This window comes from Cupriavidus necator, assembly GCF_016127575.1.
Classification (GTDB): Bacteria; Pseudomonadota; Gammaproteobacteria; order Burkholderiales; family Burkholderiaceae; genus Cupriavidus; species Cupriavidus necator_D.
Window position 1 is genome coordinate 408730 of the sequence record NZ_CP066018.1, and the last position, 26093, is coordinate 434822.

The window sequence follows — 26093 nt, forward strand, 5'->3', positions numbered from 1 at the left end:
CCTTGTGGCGGGGGCAGGTGGACGCCTGCCCCCGCCGCCGCTATAATTGCCGCTTCCATTGGGGAGTAGCCGCCCTGCTCTCACCGCGCCGCGCAATGCGGACTCCGGGGGACAGGGGCGTACGTCAACAGACTTGACCGCTTGCGGTTATGGCGTGCGCAGCTCCGGACCCGCCCGGCCGTACTGATACGGACCCGGCAGCGTCCAGCCTGGCGAGACCGATGACCATACCTTTCTGGCCGGGCCGGGAAAGGTGTGCGTCATTGGCATCTCGCGATGCATTGCGGCCCGGTTACCCCACAAGACCAATATGGAAGCCTTCCTCGTCTCCACAGGCATCGTCGCCCTCGCTGAAATGGGCGACAAGACGCAATTGCTGTCGCTGGTGCTGGCCGCGCGCTACCGCAAGCCCGTTCCCATCATCCTTGGCATCCTGATCGCCACGCTGTTCAACCACGGCTTTGCCGGTGCGCTCGGCGGCTGGATCACGCATGTGCTGGGCGAAAGCCTGCTGCGCTGGATCCTGGGCCTGGGCTTTATCGCAATGGCGGCATGGATGCTGATCCCCGACAAGCTCGACGACGCCGAACAAGCCAGGCCGGTCAAGGGCGCCCTTGGCATCCTCGGCACCACCATCGTGGCCTTCTTCTTTGCCGAGATGGGCGACAAGACCCAGATCGCCACCGTGGCGCTGGCCGCGCGCTTCAGCGATGCGGTGATTGCCGTGGTGGCCGGCACCACCTTCGGCATGATGGTCGCCAATGCGCCGGCGGTCCTGCTTGGCGACAAGTTTGCCAACAAGATGCCGATCGGACTGGTGCACAAGATCGCGGCGGGGATTTTCCTGGTGCTGGGGGTGCTGGCGTTGCTGAATATCGGCGGATAAGTCGCCGAAAAAAAACGGGGCACAAGGCCCCGTTCAAACCCTCGCCGGTCCGGTACTGACGGTTGCCAACTGCACAACCCTCCGGACCGTCGATCACCGATGCTCGGAATTCGCGGGCCGGCGGCACGCGCCGGCCCTGATGCTTTTCAGATCAGGCCACCCTCAGTTGGTGGTCTTGGCACCGCCTTCGAACCACTGGCCCAGCAGGGCGCGTTCGTCGTCGGTGATCTGCGTCACGTTGCCCAGCGGCATCGCCTTCTGCTGCACGGCCTGCTGGTAGATCAGCTGCGCGTGGGCCTTGATGTCTTCCGCGGTATCGAGCTTGATGCCCTTGGCTGCGGTCGGCATCATCTTCGGCTGCTCGGCGTGGCACTGCACGCAGCGTGCGTTCATCACTTCCTGCACCTTGGCAAAGCTGACGGCGGTGGCGGCTTCACCACCTTCTGCCTTGGCCACGGCCGGGCGCGGTTGCGGCGCGATCAGCACGGCGACCACGGCCAGCACGGCAACGCCGGCTGCGGGCCAGGCCACGTTGATCTTGCCCTTGTGCTTGAGGATGAAGAACTGGCGGATCAGCACACCGGCGAGCATGATCAGGATCAGCGCGGCCCAGTTGTACTTGTAGCTGTAGGTCATGCTGTAGTGGTTCGACAGCATCGCGAACAGCACCGGCAGCGTGAAGTACGTGTTGTGCACGCTGCGCTGCTTGGCGTTCTTGCCATGGACCGGATCGACCGGCTGGCCCGCGCGCAGCGCGGCAACCACCTTGCGCTGGCCCGGGATGATCCACACCAGCACGTTGGCGCTCATGATGGTGGCGATCATCGCACCGGTCAGCAGGAACGCCGCACGGCCCGAGAACAGGTGGCACGCCACGTAGGCAGCCACGGCCACGTAGATCGCCACCAGCACGCCCACGGTCTTGTCGCTCTTGCCGAACACGCGGCAGATCACGTCATAGACCACCCAGCCCGCGGCCAGGTAGGACAGCGCCAGGCCGACCGCCGCGCCGGGCGACATGTCGTAGACGTTCTTGTCGATCAGGAACGTGCTGGCGTTGAACAGGTACAGCACCACCAGCAGGCCGAAGCCGGTCATCCACGTGGAATACGACTCCCAGTAGAACCAGTGCAGGTTCTCAGGCAGCGTCTTGGGTGCGGTCAGGTATTTCTGCGGGTTGTAGAAACCGCCGCCGTGCACGGCCCACAGCTCGCCGCCGACACCCTTCTCCTGCAGGTCAGGATCGGTGGGACGGGTCAGGCTGTTGTCGAGCCAGACGAAATAGAACGAGGAGCCGATCCACGCGATCGCCGTGATGACGTGCACCCAGCGCAGCAGCAGATTGGCCCAGTCGAGAATGTAGCCTTCCATGTCTTGTCTCCTGTTTCCCTATGCCACCGCTTCAGCTGCCGCGGTAGGTCGAGTACGACCAGGGCGAGACCAGGAGGGGCACGTGGTAGTGCGCGTTGACATCGGCAATGCCGAAGCGCAGGGGCACCACGTCCAGGAAAGCCGGCTCGGGCAGCTGCGTGCCTTGCGCGCGGAAGTAGTCGCCCGCGGCGAATTCCAGCTCATACACGCCAACGGCGAAGTCCGCACCTTCCAGCAGCGGCTGGTCGCAACGGCCGTCGTGGTTCGTCACGACTGTCTTCAGGGTTTCGCGGCGATTGTCGACAATTTTATGAAGAGTAACCGACATGCCCTTGCCGGGCGTGCCGGCAGCGGTGTCGAGTACGTGTGTGGTCAAGCGTCCCATCGTGTTTTTCCTTAGGCGATTGGGTTGTGAGGGGCGCCGCTGCCTTCACTAGCACCATTTGTGGGAATGGTGCCCGCTCGGTACGTCTGGTAACGCATCCCGGCGCTGGGTGGTGCGTGGCGACAATGCGCCTGCACTACCCGGTTGGCAATTCAGGGATTTCCCTGAGTTGTCGAAAACCTGAGTCGGTTTTGTTGACAATATTGGAGCAGTAACCAAATAATTGTCAACAATTTTTGGATCACCGCTGCCTGATGTCCAGGATTTGCGGTGCCCCGCCTGACTGCTGGTGCCACGATGTCCAAGAGCCTGAAGCTGATTGCCGCCAACGCCGAAACCAAGGCCGACGCCGAGCCGACCGAAATCCAGGCGGGCAAGCCCGCCAGGCCCGCACGCAAGGGCTCGGTCGAAGAGCGCATGTATCACGAGATCTACGACGCGATCATGGAGCACCGGCTGCCGCCGCGCACCAAGCTGACCGAGCATTCCCTTTGCGAGATCTATGCCACCGCGCGACACACTGTGCGCAAGGTGCTGTCGCACCTGGCCGCCGACGGCATGGTCGACCTCGAGCCCAACCGCGGCGCCTTTATCGCCAGCCCCTCCACCGACGAAGCGCACGACATGTTCGAGCTGCGCCAGATGCTGGAACGCGCGGTGCTGGAAAAGCTTGCCGGCATGCCCGACGTCAAGGCCGTGATCGCGCCGCTGCGCCAGATGGTGGCCAGCGAGCGCCAGGCCTTCCTCACGCATGACCGGCCCAAATGGATCCGCCTGTCCGCCGAGTTCCATACGGCGCTGGCGGAACTGTCGGGCAATGCGCTGCTGGTCAACATGATGCGCCGGCTGGTGTCGCGCACCACGCTGATGATCGCCAGCGTGGAAGCCCCGGGCAACAACGCCTGCTCGTTCGATGAACACGAAGAGATCCTCGACGCACTCGAACAGGGCAATGCCGCGCTGGCCCAGTCGCGCATGGCGCACCACCTTGGCGCCTGCGCCGACCGCGTGCAGCCGGACGAGCCGGGCAACTTTGATCTTCGCAGCGTGCTAGGCCGCTCCACCTAGCACGGTGTTCCCGCCCCTGCCCCCAACTACAAGGCCAGACCTGATCGGCAAACAGCACCCGGCTCACCGACGAGAGTGCTGAGACGACAGGCAGATAACGGTCCGGAGACCCTCCGGGATCCAGGACCGGGGCCATGGCAGTGGTGTTCCCATCAAACCAAAGGAGAGGAGACGCACCCATGAATTCCGCAAGCACCACGGTCCCGACGGACCTCACCAACGAGCGTTTGCCTTCCGGGCGCCTGCTCGCGCTCGGGTTGCAGCACGTTCTGGTGATGTACGCCGGCACGGTTGCCGTGCCCTTGATCGTTGGTGGCGCGCTCAAGCTGCCCAAGGACCAGCTGGCGTTCCTGATCAACGCCGACCTGTTCGCCGCGGGCCTGGCCACGCTGATCCAGGCCTTTGGTTTCTGGAAGTTCGGCATCCGCCTGCCGGTGATGATGGGCGTGACTTTCGCCTCGGTGGCGCCGATGATCGCCATCGGCACCGATCCCAATGTCGGCCTGCTCGGCATCTATGGCGCGGTGATCGCATCGGGGATATTCGGCATCCTGATCGCGCCGATGATGGGGCGCATGCTGGGACTGTTCCCGCCGGTGGTGACCGGCACGGTGATCACGCTGATCGGCGTGTCGCTGATGCGCGTGGGCATCAACTGGGCGGCCGGCGGCCAGCCCACCACCCGTGCCGTGATCGACGGCGTGGTCAAGGAGGTGCCCAACCTCGCCTACGGCGACCTGGCCAACCTCGGCATTGCCGGCCTGACGCTGCTGATCATCCTGCTGCTGACCAAGTACGGCCGTGGCCTGGTGGCCAACTGCGCAGTGCTGCTGGGCATCATCGCCGGCACGCTGGTGGCGATGGCGATGGGCAAGGTGTCCTTCGAAGGCCTGGATGAAGCTAGCTTCGTCGCCGTCATCACGCCGCTGCACTTCGGCATGCCGACCTTCGAAGTGACCGCCATCCTGTCGATGTGCATCGTCATGCTGATTACGCTGGTGGAGTCCACCGGCATGTTCCTGGCGCTGTCCGACATCACCGGCAAGAAGCTGAGCAACGAGGACCTGACCCGCGGCCTGCGCGCCGACGGCCTGGGCACCGTGATCGGCGGCATCTTCAACACCTTCCCGTATACCTCGTTCTCGCAGAACGTGGGCCTGGTGACGGTGACCGGCGTGCGCTCGCGCTACGTGGCGGCTGCCGGCGGCATCATCCTGATCGCCTTCGGCCTGTTCCCCAAGATGGCCCACGTGGTGGCCTCGGTGCCGCAGTTCGTGCTGGGCGGCGCCGGCATCGTGATGTTCGGCATGGTGGCCGCCACCGGCATCCGCATCCTGGGTTCGTGCGATTTCAACCGCAACCGCCACAACCTGTTCATCGTCGCCATCTCGATCGGCGCCGGCATGATCCCGACGCTGGCACCGACCTTCTTCCAGTACCTGCCGAAGTGGACCGGGCCGTTCACCCACAGCGGCATCGTGCTGGGCACGATCGTGGCCGTGGCGCTGAACCTGTTCTACAACGGCATCCAGTCGCGCGAGGAGGCCATGCGCAACGCCGCCGCCAACTCGCACGGCACCGAGTAACTGAAGCAACGGTATCGAAGTATCCGACACCGCCGCCGGCACGACTGGCACGTTCATTGCGTGATGGTCGGCGCTTGCGGGCGGCGCGGCGGTGCCGGGCGTTTTCCTGAAGCAAGCAAAGACACATGACAAAAGATAACTATCCACGCGATCTCATCGGATATGGTGCCCGGCCGCCGCACGCCCGCTGGCCGGGCGGTGCGCGCGTTGCGCTGCAGTTCGTCCTCAACTACGAAGAAGGCGGCGAAAACTGCGTGCTGCACGGCGACGCCGCCTCCGAGCAGTTCCTCTCCGAGATCGTCGGCGCCGCGGCCTACCCCGACCGCCACATGAGCATGGAGGGCATCTACGAATACGGCTCGCGCGCCGGCGTCTGGCGCCTGCTGCGCGAGTTCGAGAAGCGCGGCCTGCCGCTGACCATCTTCGGCGTATCGATGGCGCTGCAACGCCATCCTGAACTGACCCGCGCCTTTGTCGAACTGGGCCACGAGATCGCCTGCCACGGCTGGCGCTGGATCCACTACCAGGGCATCGACGAAGCCACCGAGCGCGAGCACATGCGCATCGGCATGCAGATCATCAAGGACCTGACCGGCGAACTGCCGCTGGGCTGGTACACCGGCCGCGACAGCCCCAACACGCGCCGCCTGGTGGTGGAGCACGGCGGCCTCCTGTACGACTCGGACTACTACGGCGACGACCTGCCCTTCTGGACCGAAGTGGAAGTCACCGGCGGCGAGAAGAAGCCGCACCTGGTGGTGCCGTACACGCTCGACTCCAACGACATGCGCTTTGCCACGCCGCAGGGCTTCAATACCGGCGAACAGTTCTTCCAGTACCTGAAGGATGCGTTCGACGTCTTGTATGAGGAAGGCGACCCGAGCGGCCAGGACAGCCCCAAGATGCTGTCGATCGGCATGCACTGCCGCCTGCTCGGCCGCCCGGGCCGCTTCCGCGCGCTGCAGCGCTTTCTCGACTATGTGCAGGGACACGACAAGGTGTGGATCTGCCGCCGTGTCGACATCGCCCGCCACTGGGCCGATACCCACCCCTACACCCCCCGGAACCAAGCATGAGCCAGACCTGCACCATCGCCCAACTCAACACCATGCCTGTCGCGGAGTTCGTGCAGGTGCTGGGCGGCATCTACGAACACTCGCCGTGGTTTGCCGAGACCGCAGCCGCGCAGCGGCCCTTCGCCGACGGCGCAGCGCTGGCGCAGGCACTGCGCAAGGCGGTCGATGAAGCGGGCGAGGCGGCCCAGCTCAAGCTGGTGCGCGCCCACCCGGAGCTGGCCGGCAAGGCCGCCGTGCGCGGCGAGCTGACCGCCGAATCCACGCGCGAACAAAGCGGCGCCGGCCTGAACCTGTGCACGCCCGAGGAGTTCGACCGCCTGCAGTCGCTCAACGCGGCCTACAACCAGAAGTTCGGCTTCCCGTTCATCCTGGCCGTGCGCGGCTACGACCGCCACGGGATCATCGCGGAGTTCGCGCGGCGACTGGAAAACACGCCGCAGCAAGAGTTGCAAACTTGCATCAACCAGATCCATCGCATTGCGCAGTTCCGGCTTGACGACTTAGTATCCGCCTGAGCAAAAAAGCGTCACCTGTATAACAAAAAACGCTGTACCCGATGCCGCCGGCACCCATGCACCACCCCTCACCGAGCCAAGCCAGGCGGCACGAATAAAAGCACCAAGACATTAGAAGAACCCGACAGGGACCCAGTACACAACGTTCCAAGCAGGATCAAAAACCACGGAGGTCTAACAATGCAGAAGCAGTACAAGCCGGCACTAAAGCTGGCGGCAGTAGCGGCTACCCTTTTTTCCGGTGCGGCCATGGCCCAGTCCAGCGTCACGCTGTACGGCCAGGCTGACATGTTCATCGGCGGCGTCAAGAGCCCGGGTTCGGGCGAGCGCGCATGGGTGGCCAACTCGGGCGGTATGCAGACGTCCTACTGGGGCATCAAGGGCACCGAAGACCTGGGCGGCGGCACCAAGGCCATCTTCGACCTGAACGGGTTCTTCCGCACGGACAGCGGCAACAGCGGCCGCTTCACCGGCGACTCGATGTTCAGCCGCAACGCGTACGTCGGCCTGCAGAATGACAAGCTGGGTACGTTGAAGCTGGGCCGCAACACCACCCCGTACTTCATCTCGACCATCCTGTTCAACCCGCTGGTCGACTCGTACGTGTTCTCGCCGACCATCTTCCACACCTACTTCGGTGCGGCCAGCAACGGCGTGGTGGATCCGGGCATCATCGGCGACTCGGGCTGGAGCAACTCGGTGCTGTACTCCACCCCGAACTTCGGCGGCCTGAGCGCGAACCTGATCTACTCGGCAGGCGAGAAGGCAGGTGCTGCGGGCCAGAACAAATGGGGCGGCAACCTGATGTACTTCAACGGGCCGTTCGCCGCGACCGTCGCGTTCCAGCAGGTCCGCTTCAACGCGGTTCCGGACGACCTGTCGGTAGCAGGCCTGAGCCGCCAGGACGCTGTGCTGGGCGGCATCACATACGACTTCAAGGTGGTCAAGCTGTTCGCCCAGGGCCAGTACATCAAGACCAAGGCCAGCACGGCCGCCAGCGGCGACATCAAGCACACCAACGGTCAGGTCGGGGCCTCGGTGCCGGTCGGTGCCGGCAGCGTACTGGCGTCCTACGCCTATGGCAAGACCGAGAACGCGATCGGTGACTTCAAGCGCAACACGTTTGCCGTCGCCTACGACTACAACCTGTCCAAGCGCACCGACGTCTACGCCGCCTACTACTACGACAAGATCACCGGCATCGAGCACGGCGATACCTTCGGCGTGGGCATGCGTCACAAGTTCTGATGACGTAACCGCCTCACCGGCAGTCCTGGAGCCCGCCCTTCCGGCGGGCTTTTTCATTGCCGCGTTGACATCACACTGCGCCGAAATTAGGCGCCAGAATGCTGCGCCGCGCCATCCCATGCCGTCGGGCAGTATGGATCGGAAGCCGGTATTTCATAGGTGGATTCAATTGGAAGCGCTCTTTGACGCTTCCTAGATTGGTGATCCGGACCTCAAAAACGACATTGAGAGAGGTGATTCATGCGGCGATACCCGAAGACCCGTTCCGAACTGATGGCCATCCTGAACCAGTGCCTCGACAACAACCCCGAGTGCGGCGAATGCGAACTGCACGCGGTGCGAATGCACCAGCCTGACCATACCGGATGCAACTGGAGCGCCGAGGTCGATTTCCCGCAAGAATCCGTCGACAACCTGGGCACGCAGCTCGCCGCGGCCAAGTCGATCATTGTCGTGATGCGCGAGCAGTACAACGTGCTGCAATAGCCACCGATCCCGCAGCGCGCCGTGCGCGCTTGCCGCGGGGCAGCATCAAAGAAAAAGCCGGGTCACCAGACCCGGCTTTTTGCATTGGCTCACGCCCGTCAGGACATCAGCGCACCGCGTTGCTCTCCGCCACGGCCACGGCCGTCATGTTGACGATGCGGCGCGTAGTGGCTTGCGGGTTCAGGATGTGCACCGGCTTGGCCGCGCCCAGCAGGATCGGGCCCACCGTGACGCCCTGACCGCCCGTGATCTTGAGCAGGTTGAAGGCGATATTGGCGGCGTCCAGCGTCGGCATCACCAGCAGGTTGGCGCTGCCGGCCAGCTTGGTCGACGGCAGGAAGTGGCGGCGCACGTCTTCGTCCAGGGCAGCGTCGCCCTGCATCTCGCCTTCCACTTCCAGGTGCGGAGCCACCTTGGCAAGGATCCCCGCGGCCTCGCGCATCTTGCGCGCCGACGGACGGGTAGAGGAGCCGAACATCGAGTGCGACATCAGCGCGACCTTGGGAACGAGGCCGAAACGCGCGATTTCCTCAGCGGCCAGTTGCGTGATCGCGGCCAGTTCATCGGCGGTGGGATCGTCGTTGACGAAGGTGTCGGTGATGAACAGCGTATGCTTTTCCAGCATCAGCGCGTTCATCGCGGCGAACACCTTGGCGCCCGGCGCCAGGCCGATCACGTCGCGCACGTGCTCGAGGTGTGCCTCGAAGCGGCCCACCGTGCCGCACAGCAGCGCATCGGCATCGCCCATATGCATCAGCATGGCGCCGATCAGCGTGTTGGAGCGGCGCAGTGCCACCTTGGCCATGTCCGGCGTCACGCCGTCGCGGCCGCGCAGCGCGTGGTAGGCCTCGTGGTAGGCGCGATAGCGTGGGTCTTCTTCCGGATTGACCAGATCGAAGTCCACCCCGGCCTTGAGGCGCAGGCCGGCCTTCTCGATGCGCATCTGGATCACGTGCGGGCGGCCGATCAGGGTGGGGCGGGCCAGCCCTTCGTCGACCACGGTCTGCACGGCACGCAGCACGCGCTCTTCCTCGCCCTCGGCGTAGGCAACGCGCTTGGGCGCAGCCTTGGCGGCCGAGAATACCGGCTTCATGATCAGGCCGGTGTGATAGACATAGGTGGACAGCTGCTGGCGATACGCCTCGAGATCCTTGATCGGGCGCGTGGCCACGCCGGATTCTTCCGCGGCCTTGGCCACCGCCGGCGCGATCTTCTCGATCAGGCGCTGGTCGAACGGCGTCGGGATGATGTAGTCCGGGCCGAACTTCAGCTCGCGGCCGCCGTAGGCGGCGGCAACGGCGTCGTTGAGTTCGGCCTCGGCCAGCTCGGCGATGGCCTTGACGCAGGCCAGCTTCATCGCTTCCGTGATCTTGGTCGCGCCGCAATCCAGCGCGCCGCGGAAGATGTACGGGAAGCACAGCACGTTGTTGACCTGGTTCGGGTAGTCCGAACGGCCAGTGGCGATGATGCAGTCCGGGCGCGCGGCCTTGGCCACTTCCGGGCGGATTTCCGGCTCGGGGTTGGCCAGCGCCAGGATGATGGGCTTGTCGGCCATGGTCTTGACCATCTCGGCGGTCAGCACGCCGGCGGTCGAGCAACCCAGGAAGACGTCGGCGTCCTTGACGATGTCAGCCAGCGTGCGCGCCGAGGTGTCCTGCGCGTAGCGCGCCTTGTTGGCTTCCATGTTGGCGTCGCGGCCAACATAGATCACGCCCTTGGAGTCCACCACCGAGATGTTCTCGCGCTTCACGCCGAGGCTGACCATGGTGTCCAGGCAGGCAATGGCAGCCGCGCCGGCGCCGGACACGGCCAGCTTCACCTTGGCCACGTCCTTGCCGACCACCTTCAGGCCATTGAGCAGCGCCGCGGTGGAAATGATGGCGGTGCCGTGCTGGTCGTCGTGGAAGACGGGGATGTTCATGCGCTCGCGCAGCTTCTGCTCGATGTAGAAGCACTCCGGCGCCTTGATGTCTTCCAGGTTCACGCCGCCCAGCGTGGGCTCGAGCGCGGCAACGATCTCGACGATCTTGTCCGGGTCGCGCGCGTCGAGCTCGATGTCGAACACATCGATGCCGGCGAACTTCTTGAACAGGCAGCCCTTGCCCTCCATCACCGGCTTGCCGGCCAGCGGGCCGATATCGCCCAGGCCCAGCACGGCGGTGCCGTTGGTGACCACGGCCACCAGGTTGGCGCGCGAGGTGTACTCGGCGGCAGTGGCGGGATCCTTGGCGATTTCCTCGCAGGCATAGGCCACGCCCGGCGAATAGGCCAGCGACAGGTCGCGCTGGTTGGACAGCGCCTTGGTCGCGGTTACCTGGATCTTTCCCTTGGTGGGGCTGCGATGGTATTCCAGCGCGGCGAGGCGCAATTGCGCTTCAGGACTGTTCGGGGCATGTTGCGGTGCATCACCGCTATTCTTGCTGCTCATTGGCTCGTCCGGAAAATGGCCCGGACCGGAAGCGCCCCTCTCCCCGCCAAGATCCGGCTCAGCCCCGATCGAGAAATCTCAGGATACGGGCCGGCAGCGAAGGACAACGCCTGGCAGCGATACTGGCGATCCCGGCAGACAGGCCGGAAAAATCGAGCAACCATTCTAGCCCACGTGTCCGCGCAAAGTACCACCAGAGCCCGCCTGCAGGCCGCTTTTTGGGTGGATTATTCCAGTTAAACAGCTTTTACCATTGCGTATGCAATACAGGTGCAGACGCATGCCCGTGCATGCATCCGCACGCATCGCCTGGCCGGGACCGCGCGGCCGGCCCCGGCGACCCTACTTTGCGTCCTTCTCGACCTCGAGCGTCACCCGGCGCGGACGGCCGCTCTCGGCCGGGAAGTCGGTAAAGGCGCTGCGGATCAGGTAGGGCATGACCGCAGGCAGGCTGCCGTTCTCGGTCTGGTTCTGCGCGGTGACCTGGTAGACCCGCTTGCCGCTGGCCGCATCCCTGAAATACACCCGCAGGCTGGAGAACGTCACCGAAATGTCGCGCACCACGGTCTGCGGCGGCCAGTAGCCCGGGCCCCATGGGCCCCACGGACCCCAGGGCCCGTACGGGCGGTAGTAGCCAGGCCCCCAGTACGGGCCCCACGGGCCGTACCACGGGTCCGGGTAGACGGTCTCGGCCACGCGCACGATGCCGGGCGCGGCATCGAAATCCATGCTGACGCGATAGCGCGCCTGTTTCGCCGGCACCTGCTCGAAGCCGATCCCCGCCAGCGCCGTGGCCAGCCACTGCTCATAGGTCTGGCGGTCCAGCTGCGCCGCCTGCTCGGCGCTGCGCTCGAAGCTGTAGGTGCGCGGCGCATCGTTCTGCCAGCCGGGCTGGCGGAACGCCGTGACATCGGTCACCACGGTGCTGGCGCACCCCGACAGCAGCAGCGCCGCCAGCAACGCCATCGCCCCCCAACACCCGCGCGGCCCCGGCCACGCGCCTGCCGCTCCTGCATTGCCGACACCGCCTGCGCGCTGCCACATAGTGCTACCTCGCTTTCCTCTGAATACCCACGTGTCTCTGAGACCACGCCGCCGGCGCGGAATTCCCCGCAGCATGCCGATGCCGTGCCGCGCCGGGCCGCGCCCCGACCCCTTGGCTACAATGAGGACTTCAGCGCCATGCTTCGCTGCCGCGCGCATGGCCCGCCCCCTTTCCTAACGGTCTTCCGAAGACAGGATCTTTCCATGCTGCGCACCGACACGCCCGTTACCGTCTATCGCAAAGACTATACCCCGCCGCCGTTCGCCATCGACCACGCCGAACTGGTGCTGGACCTCGATCCCCAGCGCACCTTGGTCACCAGCACGCTGCGCTTCGCGCGCCAGGCCGGCGCGCCCGACGCACCGCTGGTGCTGGCCGGCGAGGAACTCGAACTGATCGGCGTCAGCCTGGACGGCAAGCCGGTCGCCGACGCGACCCAGGATGCCGGCACGCTGACCATCCCCGGCCTGCCGGCGCAGGGCACGCTGGAGATCACCACCGCTTGCCAGCCCGCGGCCAATACCACGCTGTCGGGCCTGTATGTGTCCAACGGCAACTTCTTCACCCAGTGCGAAGCCGAGGGCTTCCGCCGCATCACCTACTTCCTGGACCGCCCCGACGTGATGGCGACCTACCGCGTCACGCTGCGCGCCGACCGCGCCGCCTATCCGGTGCTGCTGTCCAACGGCAACCTGGTGGGCCAGCGCGAACTGCCCGACGGCCGCCATGAAGCCGTATGGGAAGACCCGTTCCGCAAGCCGGCCTACCTGTTCGCGCTGGTCGCGGGCAAGCTCGAATGCATCGAGGAACGGATCCAGTCCGCCTCCGGCAAGGACAAGCTGCTGCAGGTCTGGGTCGAGGCGCGCGACCTCGACAAGACCCGCCACGCCATGGATTCGCTGATCCATTCGATCCGCTGGGACGAGCGCCGCTTCGGGCTGGAACTGGACCTGGACCGCTTCATGATCGTCGCCGTGGGCGACTTCAACATGGGCGCGATGGAGAACAAGGGCCTGAACATCTTCAACACCAAGTACGTGCTGGCCAACGCGCAGACCGCCACCGACACCGACTTCGCCAATATCGAGGCGGTGGTCGGCCACGAGTACTTCCACAACTGGACCGGCAACCGCGTGACCTGCCGCGACTGGTTCCAGCTTTCGCTCAAGGAAGGCCTGACGGTGTTCCGCGACCAGGAGTTCTCGGCCGACATGATGGGCTCGGAATCCGGCCGCGCGGTCAAGCGCATCGAGGACGTGCGCGTGCTGCGCCAGGTGCAGTTCCCCGAGGACGCCGGCCCGATGGCGCACCCGGTGCGCCCCGACAGCTACGAAGAGATCAACAACTTCTACACGGTCACCGTGTATGAGAAAGGCGCCGAAGTCGTGCGCATGTACCAGACCCTGCTCGGCCGCGAGGGCTTCCGCAAGGGCATGGACCTGTACTTCCAGCGCCATGACGGCCAGGCTGTCACCTGCGACGACTTCCGCGCGGCCATGGCCGATGCCAACGGCCGCGACCTGACGCAGTTCGGCCTGTGGTACAGCCAGGCCGGCACCCCGGTGGTGACGGCGCGCACGGACTGGAACGGCGACGACGGCAGCCTGACCCTGACGCTGTCGCAGCGCTGCCCCAAGGTCGGCATCGAGACCCGCGCCGGCACGCCCGAGAAGCAGCCCTTCCATATCCCGTTCGCGCTCGGACTGCTTGGCGCAGACGGCAAGGACCTGCCGCTGCAGCTCGAAGGCGAAAGCACGCCCGGGGCGACCACGCGCGTGCTCGACTTCACGCAGGCCGAGCAGAGCTTCCGCTTCATCAACCTGCCGCGCGGCGCCAGTGCCCCGCTGCCCTCGCTGCTGCGCAACTTCTCGGCGCCGGTGATCGTCGATGCCGAGTACACCGACGCGCAGCTGACCTTCCAGCTGTCGCACGACAGCGATGCCTTCAACCGCTGGGAAGCCGGCCAGCGCCTGGCCACGCGCGCGCTGCTGCAGCTGGTGGCCGAGGTCCAGGCCGGGCGCGAGCTCAAGCTCGATCCCGCGCTGGTGCAGGCCATGCGCGCCGTGCTCACCGACGACACGCTCAACCCCGCCTTCCGCGAACAGGCGCTGGTGCTGCCCGCCGAGGCCTACCTGGCCGAGCGCATGGGCGTGGCCGATCCCGCCGCCATCCACCGCGCCCGCCAGTTCATGCGCGAAGGCCTGGCGCGCGCGCTGCAGGCCGACTGGCTCGCCGCCTACGAGGGCAACGCCACGCCGGGCGCCTACTCGCCCGATGCCACCTCCGCCGCCAGGCGCGCACTGCGCAACCTGGCGCTCGGCTACCTGGCCGACGGCGGCGATGCCGCAATGCAGGCGCTGGCCGAGCAGCAGTACCAGAACGCCGACAACATGACCGACCGCTTCGCCGCGCTGTCGGCGCTGGTCAACAGCTTCGCCCCCGGCCGCGAGCACGCGCTGGCGGACTTCTACGAGCGCTTCGAGGACGACCCGCTGGTGATCGACAAATGGTTCTCGCTGCAAGGCATGCAGCGCGGTGACGTCGGCCCGCACGCCGGCAAGCGCACCATCGACACCGTGCTCGCGCTGATGGAGCACCCCGCCTTCAACCTGCGCAACCCCAACCGCGCGCGTTCGCTGATCTTCAGCTTCTGCTCCGGCAACCCGGCCCAGTTCCACGCCCAGGACGGCTCGGGCTACCGCTTCTGGGCCGACCAGGTGCTGGCGCTCGACGCCATCAACCCGCAAGTGGCGGCGCGCCTGGCGCGGGTGATGGACCGCTGGCAGAAGTACGAACTGGCGCTGCGCGACCGCATGCGCGCCGAACTGGAACGCGTCGCCGCCAGCAGCACGCTGTCGCGCGACGTGCGCGAGATCGTGGGCAAGGCGCTGGCCGCCTGAGCGGCGGGAACGACACAAGGAGGCCCGCCAACGCCCCCCTTTGCCCGGCCAAGCGCGGCCGGGCATGTAGAATTGCGGCCATCCAAGGAGAACCAACCATGACTCGCATCAGCCTCACCCGCTACCTGGTCGAGGAGCAGCGCAAGCACAACACGATCCAGCCCGAACTGCGGCTGCTGATCGAAGTGGTCGCGCGCGCCTGCAAGGCCATTTCCAACGCTGTCAGCAAGGGCGCCCTCGCCGGCGTGCTGGGCTCGGCCGGCACCGGCAATGTCCAGGGCGAAACCCAGCAGAAGCTGGACGTGATCGCCAATGAAGTGCTGCTCGACGCCAACGAATGGGGCGGCCACCTCGCCGCGATGGCGTCGGAAGAAATGGAATCGTTCTACGAGATTCCCAACCGCTACCCGAAGGGCGAATACCTGCTGATGTTCGACCCGCTGGACGGCTCGTCGAACATTGACGTCAACGTCTCGATCGGCACCATCTTCTCGGTGCTGCACATGCCCAAGCCGGGCCAGACCGTGACCGAGGCCGACTTCATGCAGCCCGGCACCCACCAGGTCGCCGCCGGCTACGCTGTCTACGGCCCGCAGACCACCCTGGTGCTGACCGTCGGCAACGGCGTGCACATGTTCACGCTCGACCGCGAGGCAGGCAGCTTCGTGCTGACGCACTCCAATGTGACGATCCCGGACGACACCAAGGAATTCGCCATCAACATGTCGAACATGCGCCACTGGGCCCCGCCCGTGCGCCGCTATATCGACGAATGCCTGGCCGGCGAAGAAGGCCCGCGCGGCAAGAACTTCAACATGCGCTGGGTCGCCTCGATGGTCGCCGACGTGCACCGCATCCTGACCCGCGGCGGCGTCTTCATGTACCCGTGGGACAAGCGCGAGCCGGAAAAACCCGGCAAGCTGCGCCTGATGTACGAAGCCAACCCGATGGCCATGCTGGTTGAACAGGCCGGCGGCGCCGCCACCAACGGCCACCAGCGCATCATGGACGTGCAGCCCGAAAAACTGCACCAGCGCGTCTCCGTGATCCTGGGCTCCAAGAACGAAGTGGAACGCGTCACCCGCTACCACCTGGAAGCCGAAGACAAGGCCTGATTCCGGCCGAGCGGCAACAGGACGGGGCGCCCAGGTGGCGCCCCGTTTTCTTTTGGCCCCGGCCGGATGGCACGGGCGACACAAAAGGGGTTCACAAGGCGGAAAAACGCTGCTACTATTGCGGGCTGTTCCAGTTCACCGGAACATGTTGCCGAAGTAGCTCAGTCGGTAGAGCAGCTCATTCGTAATGAGAAGGTCGGGGGTTCGATTCCTCTCTTCGGCACCACAGAATTCCAGGGCATCGCCCACACAAGCAAACCCGGACAGCATCACGCTCTCCGGGTTTTTTGTTGCCTGTGATCGGGCAAAGTCGGCGGTGGCAGCGGGCGCCCCAGCCGATGCGCCCACCAGTAACGGAAAGGATGGTCGAAATCGGGATAAAGCACCGGCTGGCTGAAGCAGCCGGCACGCTTCATCAGGAGGTAGGCAGCAAGCATGGCCGCCCAAAAAACTAGCAGTTCCACGATAACGGCCACCCTTGGATTTACAGGTGGCTGTTTTCATTATAGGTAGCCGCCTACCCCAGGGGGACGATGGCGCACCCGTGCAAACCCTAGGGGCTGTTCCCTCAATACACATCCGGAACGATCATCTCCTTCGGCACCGGTTGCCGCACATAGTCCTCATGCCGTTCGCGCCCCGGCAGCACCACGCTGGGCGCCTCCACTTCCGCATAGGGCACCTGGCTCAGCAGGTGATGGATGCAGTTCAGCCGTGCGCGCTTCTTGTCGTCGGCCTGCACCACCCACCACGGCGCCTCGGCAATATGCGTGCGCTCGAGCATGATTTCCTTGGCCTTGGTGTAGTCCTCCCAGCGGCGCTGCGATTCCAGGTCCATCGGGCTCAGCTTCCACTGCTTGAGCGGATCGTGGATGCGGCTGAGGAAGCGCAGGCGCTGTTCGTCGTGCGTGATCGAGAACCAGTACTTGAACACCTGGATGCCGGAGCGCACCAGCATCCTTTCGAACTCGGGCACTGAGCGGAAGAACTCCTCGTACTGGTCGTCGGAGCAGAAGCCCATCACGCGCTCGACGCCGGCGCGGTTGTACCAGCTGCGGTCGAACAGCACGATCTCGCCGGCGGCGGGCAAGTGTGCCACGTAGCGCTGGAAGTACCACTGGGTGCGTTCGCGGTCGTTGGGCGCTGGCAGCGCCGCCACGCGGCAGACGCGCGGGTTCAGGCGCTGCGTGATGCGCTTGATCACGCCGCCCTTGCCGGCGGCGTCGCGTCCTTCGAAGATGATGACGATCTTGTGTCCGGTGGCTGCCACCCAGCTCTGCAGCCGCACCAGTTCGCCCTGCAGGCGGAACAGCTCGCGGAAATAGTGGCGGCGGCTGTCCTGCTCGGCCTCGTCGTCCAGGTGCACCGGATCGCCGAAGGCCTCGCTGGCTTCGCGGTCGTCCAGTTCCAGTTCGATCTCTTCGTCGTAGTAGTCGGCCACCTCGTTGTGGATGCGCCGCACCAACTCTGCTTCGCCCGGTCTCATCTGATCTGCTCTCCCTGTGGATACAACGCGGTCGCGCCGATACTCGCATGCCGGTATTGCAGCCGCGTGAAAGCGGGGCAGGCCACCCGCCCTGCCCCGCCTTCCTGCCTGTCCCTGCAGATTACGCCAGTTACGCCGCCGGATTGATGTTGTGGTTGTGGCGGAACAGGTTGCCCGGGTCATAGCGCCGCTTCACCTCGACCAGCCGGTCGTAGTTGGGCCCGTAGGCCGCGCCGATGCGGTCGGTTTCTTCCTGCGTCAGGAAGTTCACATAGACGCTGCCCAGCGCGAAGGGCGCTGCCGCGCGGAACACTTCACGGGCCCAGCTGATGCACTTGTCGTCGTCAGCGGGCGCGTCCCAGCGCCCGTGCAGGTTCATGATGAAGTTGGCATCGCGGCTGGCATAGGCGGTCGCATCGGGCGCGACGCGGTTGGTCTGCCCGCCCATGGCGCCGATAAAGACCTCGCATTGCGGCGAGGGCAGCTTGCCGATCTGTTCGATCAGCATCGTGATCAGGCCGTCGTCCAGCCCGGCGAAGTTGTGCGATTTCCAGTAGTTGCGAGCGCCCGGTGTCAGCAACGGATCGAAGGCCTGCTGCCATGCCGTGAGCGGCATCGGGCCGAGATGCTCGCCATAGGGCGTGCCGAGCTTGCGCAACGGCTCGACCAGTTCGGGGCCTTTGTCAGGCGGGCCGATATAGCAGATCGCCAGTGCCGCGACCGGCTTGCCGTGCGTCTCGGGCGGCAGGAACGGCAGCGGCGGCGCCTGGCGCAGCACCACCCAGACGGTCAGCTCGTCAGGCATCGACTTGAACAGTTCACGGTAGGCCGGCAACACCGCGGCGGCCTGTTCCAGCGGATAGACGATCAGCCCGCCATAGATCTCGGGGCCGACCGGGTGCAGCCGGAACTCGAACATCGTCACCACGCCGAAGTTGCCGCCGCCGCCGCGCAGCGCCCAGAACAGGTCGGCGTTCTCGTCGGCGCTGGCGCGCACCAGCTTGCCGTCGGCGGTCACGACCTGTGCCGATACCAGGTTGTCGACGGTGGTACCGAACTTGCGGCTGAGCCAGCCGAAGCCGCCGCCGAGCGTCAGCCCGGCCACGCCGGTGGTGGAGTTGATGCCCAGTGGCGTGGCGAGGCCGAAGGCCTGCGCCTCATGGTCGAAATCGCGCAGCGTGGCGCCGGGCTCCACATAGCCGCGTTGCGCGTGGGGATCGATGCGCACGGATTTCATCTGCGACAGATCCAGCACCATGCCGTCCTCGCAGATCGCCAGCCCGCCGATATTGTGGCCGCCGCCGCGTATCGACAGCAGCACGCCATGGTCGCGCGCGAAGTTGACCGCGGCGATCACGTCGGCAGCGCCCGCGGCCTGCACGATCAGTGGCGGACGGCGGTCGATCATCGCGTTCCAGATGCGGCGCGCTTCGTCGTAGCCGCTGTCGTCCGGCTGCAGCAGGCGCCCGCGCAACTGCGCCTTGAGTGCCTCAATGTGTTCCTGCGATGGCTGGGCCATAGTGTGCCTCCCGATGCTGGTTGGAAACATCGGACGGCGCGCGGCGTCTGGGTGCAGGGAAATGGCCACGAGGACCGATGACTAGATCATTTAAGGCAGTCACCGCTTGAATGTAAATGGGGCTCTGGCCCCACGCGCACAATCCCCATGGCAAGTGCCGCAACGCGTTCATGCCGCCCCGCCACCCTGCCGGCCTATCATGAATGAACAGCCGGGACGGCGCCCTCGCGCCGTCCGTCCGCACCATGAACACAGCCAGCCACCCTCCCCTGTTCCTGTGCGGCGACGTGATGACCGGGCGCGGCATCGACCAGATCCTCGCGCATCCGAGCCAGCCGCTGCTGCATGAATCGTATGTACATTCAGCGCTCGACTACGTGCGCCTGGCCGAGCATAAGGCCGGCCCGATCGCACGCCCCGCCGCGCCGGAATACCCCTGGGGCGATGCCCTGGCGGAGCTGGAAAGCCGCGCTGCGCGGCCGCGCATCGTCAACCTGGAAACCGCCATCACCACCAGCGACGATGTCTGGCCCGGCAAGGCGGTGCACTATCGCATGCATCCGGGCAATGTCGCCTGCCTGCAGGCCGCCGGCATCGACTGCGCGGTGCTGGCCAACAACCATGTGATGGACTGGGGACGCGCGGGCCTGACGGATACGCTGGCAGCGCTGGACGGCGCGCATATCGCGCATGCCGGCGCCGGCCCCGACGAGGCAAGCGCGGCGCACGCCGCACTGCTGCCGCGGCCCGGCGGCGGCCGCGTGCTGGTGCTGGCCCTTGCCATGGAAAATGCCGGCACCCCCGCGGCCTGGCGCGCCAGCGCCGGACATTCCGGCGTGAACCTGCTGGAAGACTGGTCGGTGGCATCGCGCGAACGCATTGCCGCGCAGGTGCGCAAGTTCAGGCGTGCCGGCGACATCGTGGTGGTATCGATCCACTGGGGCCCGAACTGGGGCTACCACATCGACCCCGCGCAACGCTCCTTCGCCCGCGCGCTGGTAGAGGGCGGCGAAATCGACATCGTGCACGGGCATTCCTCGCATCATCCGCTCGGGATTGAGCTGCATGCCGGCAAGCCGATCCTGTACGGCTGCGGCGATTTCATCAACGACTACGAAGGCATCGGTGGCTACGACGAATATCGGCCGGACCTGGCGCTGATGGCCTTTGTCAGCTTCGATGCCGGCGGCAGCGCCGACCTGCGGCTGGTGCCGTTGCGGCGCAGCCATTTCCGTCTGGCCTACGCGCGCGAAGTGGATATGGCGTGGCTGCAGGCCATGTTTGAAGACGAGGGACGGGCACTCGGCACCCGGGTGGAGCGCAGCGGCTTGCATGAACTGCGTTTGCGGGCGGCATAAACCCCAGCCCATGAAAAAGCCCGCCGTTGCGGCGGGCTGCACGAAAGCCAATCGCCAGGCGTCAGTGGCGATGGATCATGTGATCAAACCATGTGCGCACTGACTGCTCCTGCTGCTGCAGCAGCGTCGGGTTCTTTTCCCGCAACATCCAGATGGCAAATGCGGCGCACGCAACGAGGGCGATCAGGACCAGCGCGGTAATCAAGGTCGCGGCCATAGCAACCTCCTTTGGGTAATGGTTGCACCTTCAGTGTAGTTCGCCTGGCAGCCGTCACGGAAAGCAGAAAGGCCAGCCTTGCTGGCTGGCCTTCCGGTTATTCCAGTGCCACGTGAGTTGGTTCCGTGTAACGCTTCCGCAGAGTGCTGATCCGCTTCTTCATTCACTGCCCGACTCTAGCTCTCTCGCCCATCCTGCGGCACCCCAGGACATAACTGCAGCATAGTACAAATCCCCGCGGATAACAGCGCGCGTTCAGTTGACGGCGATGCGGTCGTCGACCAGGCGGATCTGGCCGCCAGGCTTGTCTTCCATCACTTTGAGCACGCGGCTGCCTACCTGCAGCGTGACGCCGCCATGGATGCGGCGCGCGGCGTCGATCACGGCCTCGGCGGCCGGCTGCATCTGCTGCCCCAGTTCGGTCAAGCGTGCCTCCAGCTCGAACAGGTCACGCGACAGCTTGAACAGTGTCGCGCGCGCCTTCTCGCGCAGGTCGCCAACGGCCTTCTCGGGATGCTTGGCAAAGAAATCCACCAGCTGTTTGACCTTGTTCTGCTCTGCCAGCATGCCGCGGCGCTCGGCTTCCAGCGCGGCGCGCTGTGCGTCGGCAAATGGATTCAGGCCGACCTGGATGCTGGTGGCGGTGCCGGCCGGTGCGCCCAGCACCGCGGCGCGCACCGCCAGCAAGGCACGGCTGCGGCCGCCGCTGATGCTGCCCTGCGCGCCGGTGCCGCCCACCACGATGCGCTCGCCGGCAGCAACATCGCTCTGCCGGATGCCGCTTTCGACGTTGACCTCGGTGCCGGCCTCGACCACGGCGTTTTCGATAAAGCGCGCCTTCACCGCGCCCTTGCAGCGCACGCTGGCGCGGCTGATGCCGCCTTCGGTGCGGCCGGTGTCGGCCTTGCCGATGATGCCGCCCTTGACGATGACATTGCCGCCGGCCTCGACATTGGCGGCTTCGATGGTGCCCTCGACCACCACGTCGCCGCTGACGTTGACCGACATGCCGGTGCGGATGTCGCCCGACACGCGCAGCGTGCCGTCGAACGCCACGTTGCCTGAGTGCAGGTCGACCGATTCCACCTGCACCACGGGGCTGACCGAGATGCCGTGCACGCCCACCACCGGCGATCCTGCGATCACCGCGCGCAGCAGCTCCGCATCGTCGGCATCGGCGGCAGCGCCGGTCAGGCCTTCGGCAAAAGGCGGGTCATCGACCGGATCGGCGGCGACGGGCTTGCCAAATACGTCGACGCCGTCATTGCCGCGCACCGCCGGAACGCGCCGCATCAGCGGCGTGCCGGGGCTGACCAGCAGCAGGTTGCCCAGGTCGCGCAGGTCGACCTTGCCGGCCTCGTCGTCAGGCTGCGCCGGCTTGCGCGGTTCGAGCAGGTTGATGAAGCGCGCCGGCTCACCCTGGCGCGGCGCGACGCCGGCGGCAATGGTGCGCAGCTCGCAACGGCCTTCGGCCAGCGCGGCGTCCAGTGCCAGGGTCTGGATCGGCGCCACCACGCCGCGCGCCGCCGCGGCGCAGCGGATGTCCTCCGCGCCGACCGGACGGCCGCCTTCGGCTGGCAGCAGCGTCAGCCGCACGGCCAGGCCGTCGGCGGTGATGTCGAGCTCGAACGCGCCGTCGATCAGCGCACCGATGGTGGCATCGATCTCATGCTCGGCGCGCTGGCATTGCGCCAGGAACTGCGCCACCGCGCGCGCATCCAGCCGCGCCCCGGCCCAGCCCAGGCTGTCCAGGCATTGGCGCAGGCTGGCCTGGTCCGGCGGCAGCCTGCCTGGCTGCGGCGTGTAGCGCGCATGCACCTGCTCGCCTGGCTCGGCAAGCTCCAGGCGCAAACCCGACTCATGCGTCATGCGTCCCCTGAATCGTCTTGTGCAGCCGCGCGGCGGGTGCCGGCGCTCCGCTTGTTATCGATCCATAAACCAACGGCAGCAGCGCGGAGAACTTTAGCGCACACCTTGCCGCGTCGGCCGGGCTGCCATCGCCTTCGTGGAGAAGCCTGGGGGACGATCCGGACGATGTCCGGGCTATTTGACCGAGACCACCTCGATGGTGCCGGTCTGGCCGTTCTGCACGACCTCCTGCTTCATGACCAGGCCCATGTCGGGGCAGTACCAGTCCGTAACGCTGGCGCTCGCCGGCGGCACCGACACGGTGTGGCCCGCCACCGTGACCGGCGCCATGGTCGTGCTGCGCTCGTAGCGGACCGGCCAGCAGGATTTCTGGCCGAGGCGGGTGGGGATGGTCGCGCGCTTGCCGACGACCTTGCCGCCGATGGTGACCTTGGCGGACGGGATCCTGGCCTGGCCGGCGCTCTGGCCGGCGGCGGTCATCTGCAGGTCCATGCGCACCGTCTGCGATTCGCCCGGCAGCCGCTGTCCTTCCGCTTCAATGACGCCGCCATAGGCCAGGGTCCCGACCGCGCTGCTGTCGAGCATGCCCGATGCCGTGCCGGCGGCGCTCTTGCCCTCGACCTTGCCCGGCGCGCCGCCGCGCGAGATGGACAGGCGGTCTTCGATCACCGCCATGGTGTAGTCCAGCCGCGTCTCGTTGCCCGAGCCGGCCGCGGCCACATTCGACACGACGCTGATATTGGCATTGCACTGGCCCTTGCCCGACTTGCGCACGCCGGACACGGACATGGTCGCCGTGCCCGGCGCACCGCCCTGCATGGTCATGCGGATCTCGCCGCCGTCATGCATCCACGGCGCATCGCAAACGCCGGCCGCTGCGGCTGCCGGCAGCAGCAGCGCAGCGAAGGCCACGCTTGCGCCAAGCGCCGTGCGGCGGTCCAGGGATTGCCGCGCGCTAGCGCGGTCGGAATTCTTCGGCATCTGTCGCCTCTCCATTGGTCAGTTCAGCAAAGCACCGGCAGTCAGTCCTTGCATTGCGGCATGTCGCGGAAGCTGTCGCGCACCGTCGCACAGGACTGCGCCAGGCCATCCTTGTCGGAGACGCCGGCCCAGCGCGTGCGGATCGATTCCAGCTCGCCGGGCAGCCCGTCGCGCAGGGTCTGGGCGGCCGCGGCCTGCCCCGACTTGTCGAGCTTGGCCGCCATGTTCTCGGTGCAGGCGCGCTGCGCGGCCTCGGCTTCCTGGCAGGCCTTCGGCAAGGCATCGCTGGCCGCTACGGAATGCCCTTCTTCCTTGCCACAGCCGGCAACGGCCAGCGCCAGCATGACCGGCAGGCAGGCACGCGGAATCCAGTACGACATCATGACTTCTCCTCTTTCTTCACCGCGGAGGCGGGGGGTTCTGATACGAGACAATGGCAAGGCCGCCGTGCTGCGCCGGCGACGCCGGCTGGCGCAAGGGCGCCGCGGCGCTGCCGTCCTGGCCGCCGCGCAAGCGCGCATAGCGGCCCAGCACCTGCGGCACGTAGGCCTGGGTCTCGGCAAACGGAGGGATGCGCGACCCGTGGCGCAGCACCGCGCCTTCGCCCGCGTTGTAGGCGGCCAGGGCCAGGCTGGTGTCGCCGTTGAAGCGCGACAGCAGGCCGCCCAGGTAGGACGCACCGGCCTGCAGGTTCTGGGCCGGGTCATAGGCATCGGTCACGCCCAGCATGCGAGCCGTGGCCGGCATCAGCTGCGTCAGGCCGATGGCGCCCTTGTCGGAGGTGGCTTGCGGGTTCCAGCCCGACTCCACCTCCACCATGGCCATCAGCAGATGCGGGTCCACCGCCGCGGCCTGCGCCGCGCGGTGCGCGAGGGCAACCAGCTCAGAGGGTGGGGACTTGGCGCTGACGACCGCGGCCTTTGCCGCCGCCAGCGTTGGCAGCCCGATAAACGCCCGCGCTGGCAATGCCGCGGGCGCCGCGGTGGACGCCAGCCGTGCCGGCGCTGCGCTGCGCGACGTGAGGAAGGTCACGCCGCTGCCGCGGTCGGCATGCATCACGATCTCGGCGCCGGCCGGCACCGCGCCCGCCAGCAGCATTGCCGCCACCACACCGCGCGCCGGCGCGGCCACGAGCGCAGGCATCACTGCTTGGCCAGCTCCACGCGGCGGTTCTGCGCGCGGCCGAACGGCGTGTCGTTGGACATCAGCGGATGGGTGGCGCCATAGCCCTTGGCATCGAGCCGGTCGGCGGGCACGCCGGCGCTTTCCAGATAGCGCCTGACGGCGGCGGCGCGGCGCTCGGACAGCGGCTGGTTGCGCGCGTCGCCGCCGGTGCTGTCGGTATGCCCCTCGACGCGCAGGCGCCAGTCGGGGTGCGCCAGCACCGCCTTGGCGGCACGGTCCAGCAGCGGCCGGGCCGCCGCGCTCAGCACGTCGGAATCGGTTTCGAAGTTGACGCCGTAGAGCTGCACGCGGCCCGCGCCTTCCAGCGCCTGGCCGATGGGATCGGGGGCGGCCTCGGCCTTCGGGAAGCACGGCGGCGCCTTGTCCGCCAGGCGCCAGCCGCCGGCCTCGCGCACGCTGTCGAAGGTGCGGGCATCGCCCTTCACCAGCGCTGCGTAGGCATGGCTGCCGTCGGGGCTGAAGGCCATGGCGCCCTTCTCAGGCGTGCCCTCGGTGGTGCGCCGGAAGGCCAGCAGGGCACCGTTTTCCAGCCCGCCGGAAATCGTTCCCAGCACCTGCGTGATCTTCATCTGCTTGTTGCTGTAGTCGCCTTCCACGTAACAGCCTTCCACCGCGGCACCATCCTGGTGCAGCAGCACGTAGCCGGACGAACCGAATTCCACCGGAAACTGGTAGATGCCGCCCACCTGGCGCACCTTGTCGGCCGCGGCCTCGGGCTTGCCGTAGGCCATGAACTGCTGCAGGCCGATCTGGCCCTCGTCCTGGTCGCCCGGCCAGCGGTTGCCGGTAAGCGTCAGGCGCAGGGCCCCGGCCTTGACGGGCTGGGCCAGCGGCACGCGGGTATCGTAGCCGTCCTGCCCCGGCAGGTCCGCATCGTAGATCACGGTCCAGGGGCCTTGCGTGCCGCCGGCCGAGGCTTCGACGCGGGCATGGCGCGCATTGCTGCGCGCCCCGGCATCGGACAGGCCGCGGAAGCGCAGCACGTCGACGGACGAGGCCTGCGCCAGCGCAATCACCAGCTCCTGCCGGCTGCCGTTGCGCATAAAGCCGGCATGGTCCGGAATCTCATTGAGCAGCGGATACCACGAGCGGTCTTCCTTGTCGCGGTTGACCACGAACGCGCCCGACCACAGCCCGGCAACGTTGGTTTGCGCGGGCGTTGCCGGCGCCGATGCCACGGGCTGCGCCGATGCCGCTGCAGGCGCGGGCTGCGCATCGCCTTGCGCAGCGGCGCTGTCAGCAGGCTTCTTCTTGCAGCCCGCCAAGGCCAGCAGGGCCACGACGCCCAGGCCAATGGCGGCCTTGCGGGTCGTCAGTCCAAACGTCATTCCCTTCAAGGTACTTCCCCTTCTTCTTTTTGTGATGCCGG

At 66.5% G+C, this 26093-nt stretch carries 22 protein-coding genes, 1 tRNA gene and 1 riboswitch; of the genes, 11 read left to right on the forward strand and 12 right to left on the reverse strand.

Features of this window, described 5'->3' with window-relative positions:
- Positions 1-48 precede the first annotated feature (48 nt).
- Positions 49-196: riboswitch (yybP-ykoY riboswitch) on the forward strand.
- Positions 197-310: 114 nt separating this feature from the next.
- The gene (locus I6H87_RS01945; RefSeq protein WP_010809169.1) at positions 311-886 is read left to right on the forward strand and encodes a TMEM165/GDT1 family protein; all 576 of its coding nucleotides are present in this window, start codon (positions 311-313) and stop codon (positions 884-886) included.
- A gap of 162 nt (positions 887-1048) precedes the next feature.
- Here the strand turns inward: I6H87_RS01945 and I6H87_RS01950 are convergent, their stop codons facing one another.
- Together I6H87_RS01950 and uraH are read right to left on the reverse strand one after the other, a co-directional pair.
- On the reverse strand, positions 1049-2257 hold the full coding sequence (locus I6H87_RS01950; protein WP_010809170.1) for a urate hydroxylase PuuD: 1209 nt from the start codon (positions 2255-2257) through the stop codon (positions 1049-1051).
- A 31-nt stretch (positions 2258-2288) separates the two neighbouring features.
- Positions 2289-2642: a hydroxyisourate hydrolase gene (uraH, locus tag I6H87_RS01955; RefSeq protein WP_010809171.1), complete on the reverse strand. Its 354-nt coding sequence runs from the start codon at positions 2640-2642 to the stop codon at positions 2289-2291.
- A 297-nt stretch (positions 2643-2939) separates the two neighbouring features.
- Here uraH and I6H87_RS01960 point away from each other — a divergent pair, with 297 nt between their 5' ends.
- From I6H87_RS01960 to I6H87_RS01985, 6 genes are all read left to right on the forward strand, one after another.
- Entirely contained in the window at positions 2940-3710 is a 771-nt protein-coding gene (locus I6H87_RS01960) for a GntR family transcriptional regulator (RefSeq protein ID WP_011614838.1), read from the forward strand.
- A 179-nt stretch (positions 3711-3889) separates the two neighbouring features.
- Complete coding sequence (locus tag I6H87_RS01965) at positions 3890-5296, forward strand: nucleobase:cation symporter-2 family protein (RefSeq protein WP_010809173.1); 1407 nt, start codon at positions 3890-3892, stop codon at positions 5294-5296.
- 125 nt (positions 5297-5421) lie between these two features.
- A complete protein-coding gene (gene puuE, locus I6H87_RS01970) occupies positions 5422-6372 on the forward strand; it encodes an allantoinase PuuE (protein ID WP_010809175.1) in 951 nt (316 codons plus the stop codon).
- Entirely contained in the window at positions 6369-6887 is a 519-nt protein-coding gene (gene uraD, locus I6H87_RS01975) for a 2-oxo-4-hydroxy-4-carboxy-5-ureidoimidazoline decarboxylase (RefSeq protein WP_010809176.1), read from the forward strand. The genes puuE and uraD overlap by 4 nt, the downstream gene beginning before the upstream one ends.
- Before the next feature lie 180 nt (positions 6888-7067).
- On the forward strand, positions 7068-8135 hold the full coding sequence (locus I6H87_RS01980; RefSeq protein ID WP_011614837.1) for a porin: 1068 nt from the start codon (positions 7068-7070) through the stop codon (positions 8133-8135).
- A 240-nt stretch (positions 8136-8375) separates the two neighbouring features.
- Positions 8376-8621, forward strand: a complete 246-nt coding sequence (locus I6H87_RS01985; RefSeq protein ID WP_010809178.1) for a hypothetical protein — start codon at positions 8376-8378, stop codon at positions 8619-8621.
- Between the two features lie 106 nt (positions 8622-8727).
- On the opposite strand, the gene I6H87_RS01990 is transcribed toward I6H87_RS01985, so the two are convergent.
- A complete protein-coding gene (locus I6H87_RS01990; RefSeq protein ID WP_010809179.1) occupies positions 8728-11049 on the reverse strand; it encodes an NADP-dependent malic enzyme in 2322 nt (773 codons plus the stop codon).
- A 342-nt stretch (positions 11050-11391) separates the two neighbouring features.
- Positions 11392-12015, reverse strand: a complete 624-nt coding sequence (locus I6H87_RS01995; protein WP_011614836.1) for a DUF4136 domain-containing protein — start codon at positions 12013-12015, stop codon at positions 11392-11394.
- 282 nt (positions 12016-12297) lie between these two features.
- Here I6H87_RS01995 and pepN point away from each other — a divergent pair, with 282 nt between their 5' ends.
- The 3 genes from pepN to I6H87_RS02010 all read left to right on the forward strand — a co-directional run bounded on the left by pepN (position 12298) and on the right by I6H87_RS02010 (position 16335).
- Positions 12298-14994: an aminopeptidase N gene (gene pepN / locus I6H87_RS02000; protein ID WP_011614835.1), complete on the forward strand. Its 2697-nt coding sequence runs from the start codon at positions 12298-12300 to the stop codon at positions 14992-14994.
- A 98-nt stretch (positions 14995-15092) separates the two neighbouring features.
- Positions 15093-16109, forward strand: coding sequence for a class 1 fructose-bisphosphatase (locus I6H87_RS02005; protein WP_011614834.1), 1017 nt, complete (start codon positions 15093-15095; stop codon positions 16107-16109).
- Positions 16110-16259: 150 nt separating this feature from the next.
- Positions 16260-16335 (forward strand) — tRNA-Thr (locus I6H87_RS02010).
- Positions 16336-16677: 342 nt separating this feature from the next.
- Here the strand turns inward: I6H87_RS02010 and ppk2 are convergent.
- Together ppk2 and I6H87_RS02020 are read right to left on the reverse strand one after the other, a co-directional pair.
- Positions 16678-17595 carry a polyphosphate kinase 2 gene (gene ppk2 / locus I6H87_RS02015; RefSeq protein ID WP_011614833.1) on the reverse strand — a complete coding sequence of 306 codons (918 nt, stop codon included), beginning with the start codon at positions 17593-17595 and terminating at the stop codon, positions 16678-16680.
- Between the two features lie 130 nt (positions 17596-17725).
- On the reverse strand, positions 17726-19114 hold the full coding sequence (locus I6H87_RS02020; protein ID WP_010809184.1) for an FAD-binding oxidoreductase: 1389 nt from the start codon (positions 19112-19114) through the stop codon (positions 17726-17728).
- A gap of 245 nt (positions 19115-19359) precedes the next feature.
- On the opposite strand from I6H87_RS02020, the gene I6H87_RS02025 reads away from it, so the two are divergent.
- Positions 19360-20472, forward strand: a complete 1113-nt coding sequence (locus I6H87_RS02025; protein ID WP_167686574.1) for a CapA family protein — start codon at positions 19360-19362, stop codon at positions 20470-20472.
- A 61-nt stretch (positions 20473-20533) separates the two neighbouring features.
- Here I6H87_RS02025 and I6H87_RS02030 read toward each other — a convergent pair whose 3' ends face one another.
- The 6 genes from I6H87_RS02030 to I6H87_RS02055 form a co-directional block, all read right to left on the reverse strand.
- Entirely contained in the window at positions 20534-20689 is a 156-nt protein-coding gene (locus I6H87_RS02030; protein WP_010809186.1) for a hypothetical protein, read from the reverse strand.
- Between the two features lie 255 nt (positions 20690-20944).
- Entirely contained in the window at positions 20945-22558 is a 1614-nt protein-coding gene (locus I6H87_RS02035; protein ID WP_010809187.1) for a flagellar assembly protein A, read from the reverse strand.
- A gap of 174 nt (positions 22559-22732) precedes the next feature.
- Positions 22733-23539 carry a hypothetical protein gene (locus I6H87_RS02040; protein WP_011614832.1) on the reverse strand — a complete coding sequence of 269 codons (807 nt, stop codon included), beginning with the start codon at positions 23537-23539 and terminating at the stop codon, positions 22733-22735.
- A gap of 41 nt (positions 23540-23580) precedes the next feature.
- Positions 23581-23922 carry a hypothetical protein gene (locus I6H87_RS02045; RefSeq protein ID WP_011614831.1) on the reverse strand — a complete coding sequence of 114 codons (342 nt, stop codon included), beginning with the start codon at positions 23920-23922 and terminating at the stop codon, positions 23581-23583.
- 16 nt (positions 23923-23938) lie between these two features.
- A complete protein-coding gene (locus I6H87_RS02050) occupies positions 23939-24682 on the reverse strand; it encodes a lytic transglycosylase domain-containing protein (protein WP_011614830.1) in 744 nt (247 codons plus the stop codon).
- Positions 24682-26052 (reverse strand): OmpA family protein, encoded by a 1371-nt coding sequence (locus I6H87_RS02055; RefSeq protein WP_062804616.1) that lies wholly within the window; start codon positions 26050-26052, stop codon positions 24682-24684. The genes I6H87_RS02050 and I6H87_RS02055 overlap by 1 nt, the downstream gene beginning before the upstream one ends.
- Positions 26053-26093 lie beyond the last annotated feature (41 nt).

Coding starts and splice junctions, on each gene's coding strand:
- ppk2 (WP_011614833.1), bottom strand. CDS start 17,595: ATGAGACCGGGCGAAGCAGAGTTGGTGCGGCGCATCCACAACGAGGTG.
- I6H87_RS01945 (WP_010809169.1), top strand. CDS start 311: ATGGAAGCCTTCCTCGTCTCCACAGGCATCGTCGCCCTCGCTGAAATG.
- I6H87_RS01990 (WP_010809179.1), bottom strand. CDS start 11,049: ATGAGCAGCAAGAATAGCGGTGATGCACCGCAACATGCCCCGAACAGT.
- I6H87_RS01995 (WP_011614836.1), bottom strand. CDS start 12,015: ATGGCGTTGCTGGCGGCGCTGCTGCTGTCGGGGTGCGCCAGCACCGTG.
- I6H87_RS02035 (WP_010809187.1), bottom strand. CDS start 22,558: ATGACGCATGAGTCGGGTTTGCGCCTGGAGCTTGCCGAGCCAGGCGAG.
- puuE (WP_010809175.1), top strand. CDS start 5,422: ATGACAAAAGATAACTATCCACGCGATCTCATCGGATATGGTGCCCGG.
- I6H87_RS01960 (WP_011614838.1), top strand. CDS start 2,940: ATGTCCAAGAGCCTGAAGCTGATTGCCGCCAACGCCGAAACCAAGGCC.
- uraH (WP_010809171.1), bottom strand. CDS start 2,642: ATGGGACGCTTGACCACACACGTACTCGACACCGCTGCCGGCACGCCC.
- I6H87_RS01985 (WP_010809178.1), top strand. CDS start 8,376: ATGCGGCGATACCCGAAGACCCGTTCCGAACTGATGGCCATCCTGAAC.
- uraD (WP_010809176.1), top strand. CDS start 6,369: ATGAGCCAGACCTGCACCATCGCCCAACTCAACACCATGCCTGTCGCG.
- I6H87_RS01950 (WP_010809170.1), bottom strand. CDS start 2,257: ATGGAAGGCTACATTCTCGACTGGGCCAATCTGCTGCTGCGCTGGGTG.
- I6H87_RS02030 (WP_010809186.1), bottom strand. CDS start 20,689: ATGGCCGCGACCTTGATTACCGCGCTGGTCCTGATCGCCCTCGTTGCG.
- I6H87_RS02040 (WP_011614832.1), bottom strand. CDS start 23,539: ATGCCGAAGAATTCCGACCGCGCTAGCGCGCGGCAATCCCTGGACCGC.
- I6H87_RS02045 (WP_011614831.1), bottom strand. CDS start 23,922: ATGATGTCGTACTGGATTCCGCGTGCCTGCCTGCCGGTCATGCTGGCG.
- I6H87_RS02050 (WP_011614830.1), bottom strand. CDS start 24,682: ATGCCTGCGCTCGTGGCCGCGCCGGCGCGCGGTGTGGTGGCGGCAATG.
- pepN (WP_011614835.1), top strand. CDS start 12,298: ATGCTGCGCACCGACACGCCCGTTACCGTCTATCGCAAAGACTATACC.
- I6H87_RS02005 (WP_011614834.1), top strand. CDS start 15,093: ATGACTCGCATCAGCCTCACCCGCTACCTGGTCGAGGAGCAGCGCAAG.
- I6H87_RS02020 (WP_010809184.1), bottom strand. CDS start 19,114: ATGGCCCAGCCATCGCAGGAACACATTGAGGCACTCAAGGCGCAGTTG.
- I6H87_RS02055 (WP_062804616.1), bottom strand. CDS start 26,052: ATGACGTTTGGACTGACGACCCGCAAGGCCGCCATTGGCCTGGGCGTC.
- I6H87_RS01965 (WP_010809173.1), top strand. CDS start 3,890: ATGAATTCCGCAAGCACCACGGTCCCGACGGACCTCACCAACGAGCGT.
- I6H87_RS01980 (WP_011614837.1), top strand. CDS start 7,068: ATGCAGAAGCAGTACAAGCCGGCACTAAAGCTGGCGGCAGTAGCGGCT.
- I6H87_RS02025 (WP_167686574.1), top strand. CDS start 19,360: ATGAACACAGCCAGCCACCCTCCCCTGTTCCTGTGCGGCGACGTGATG.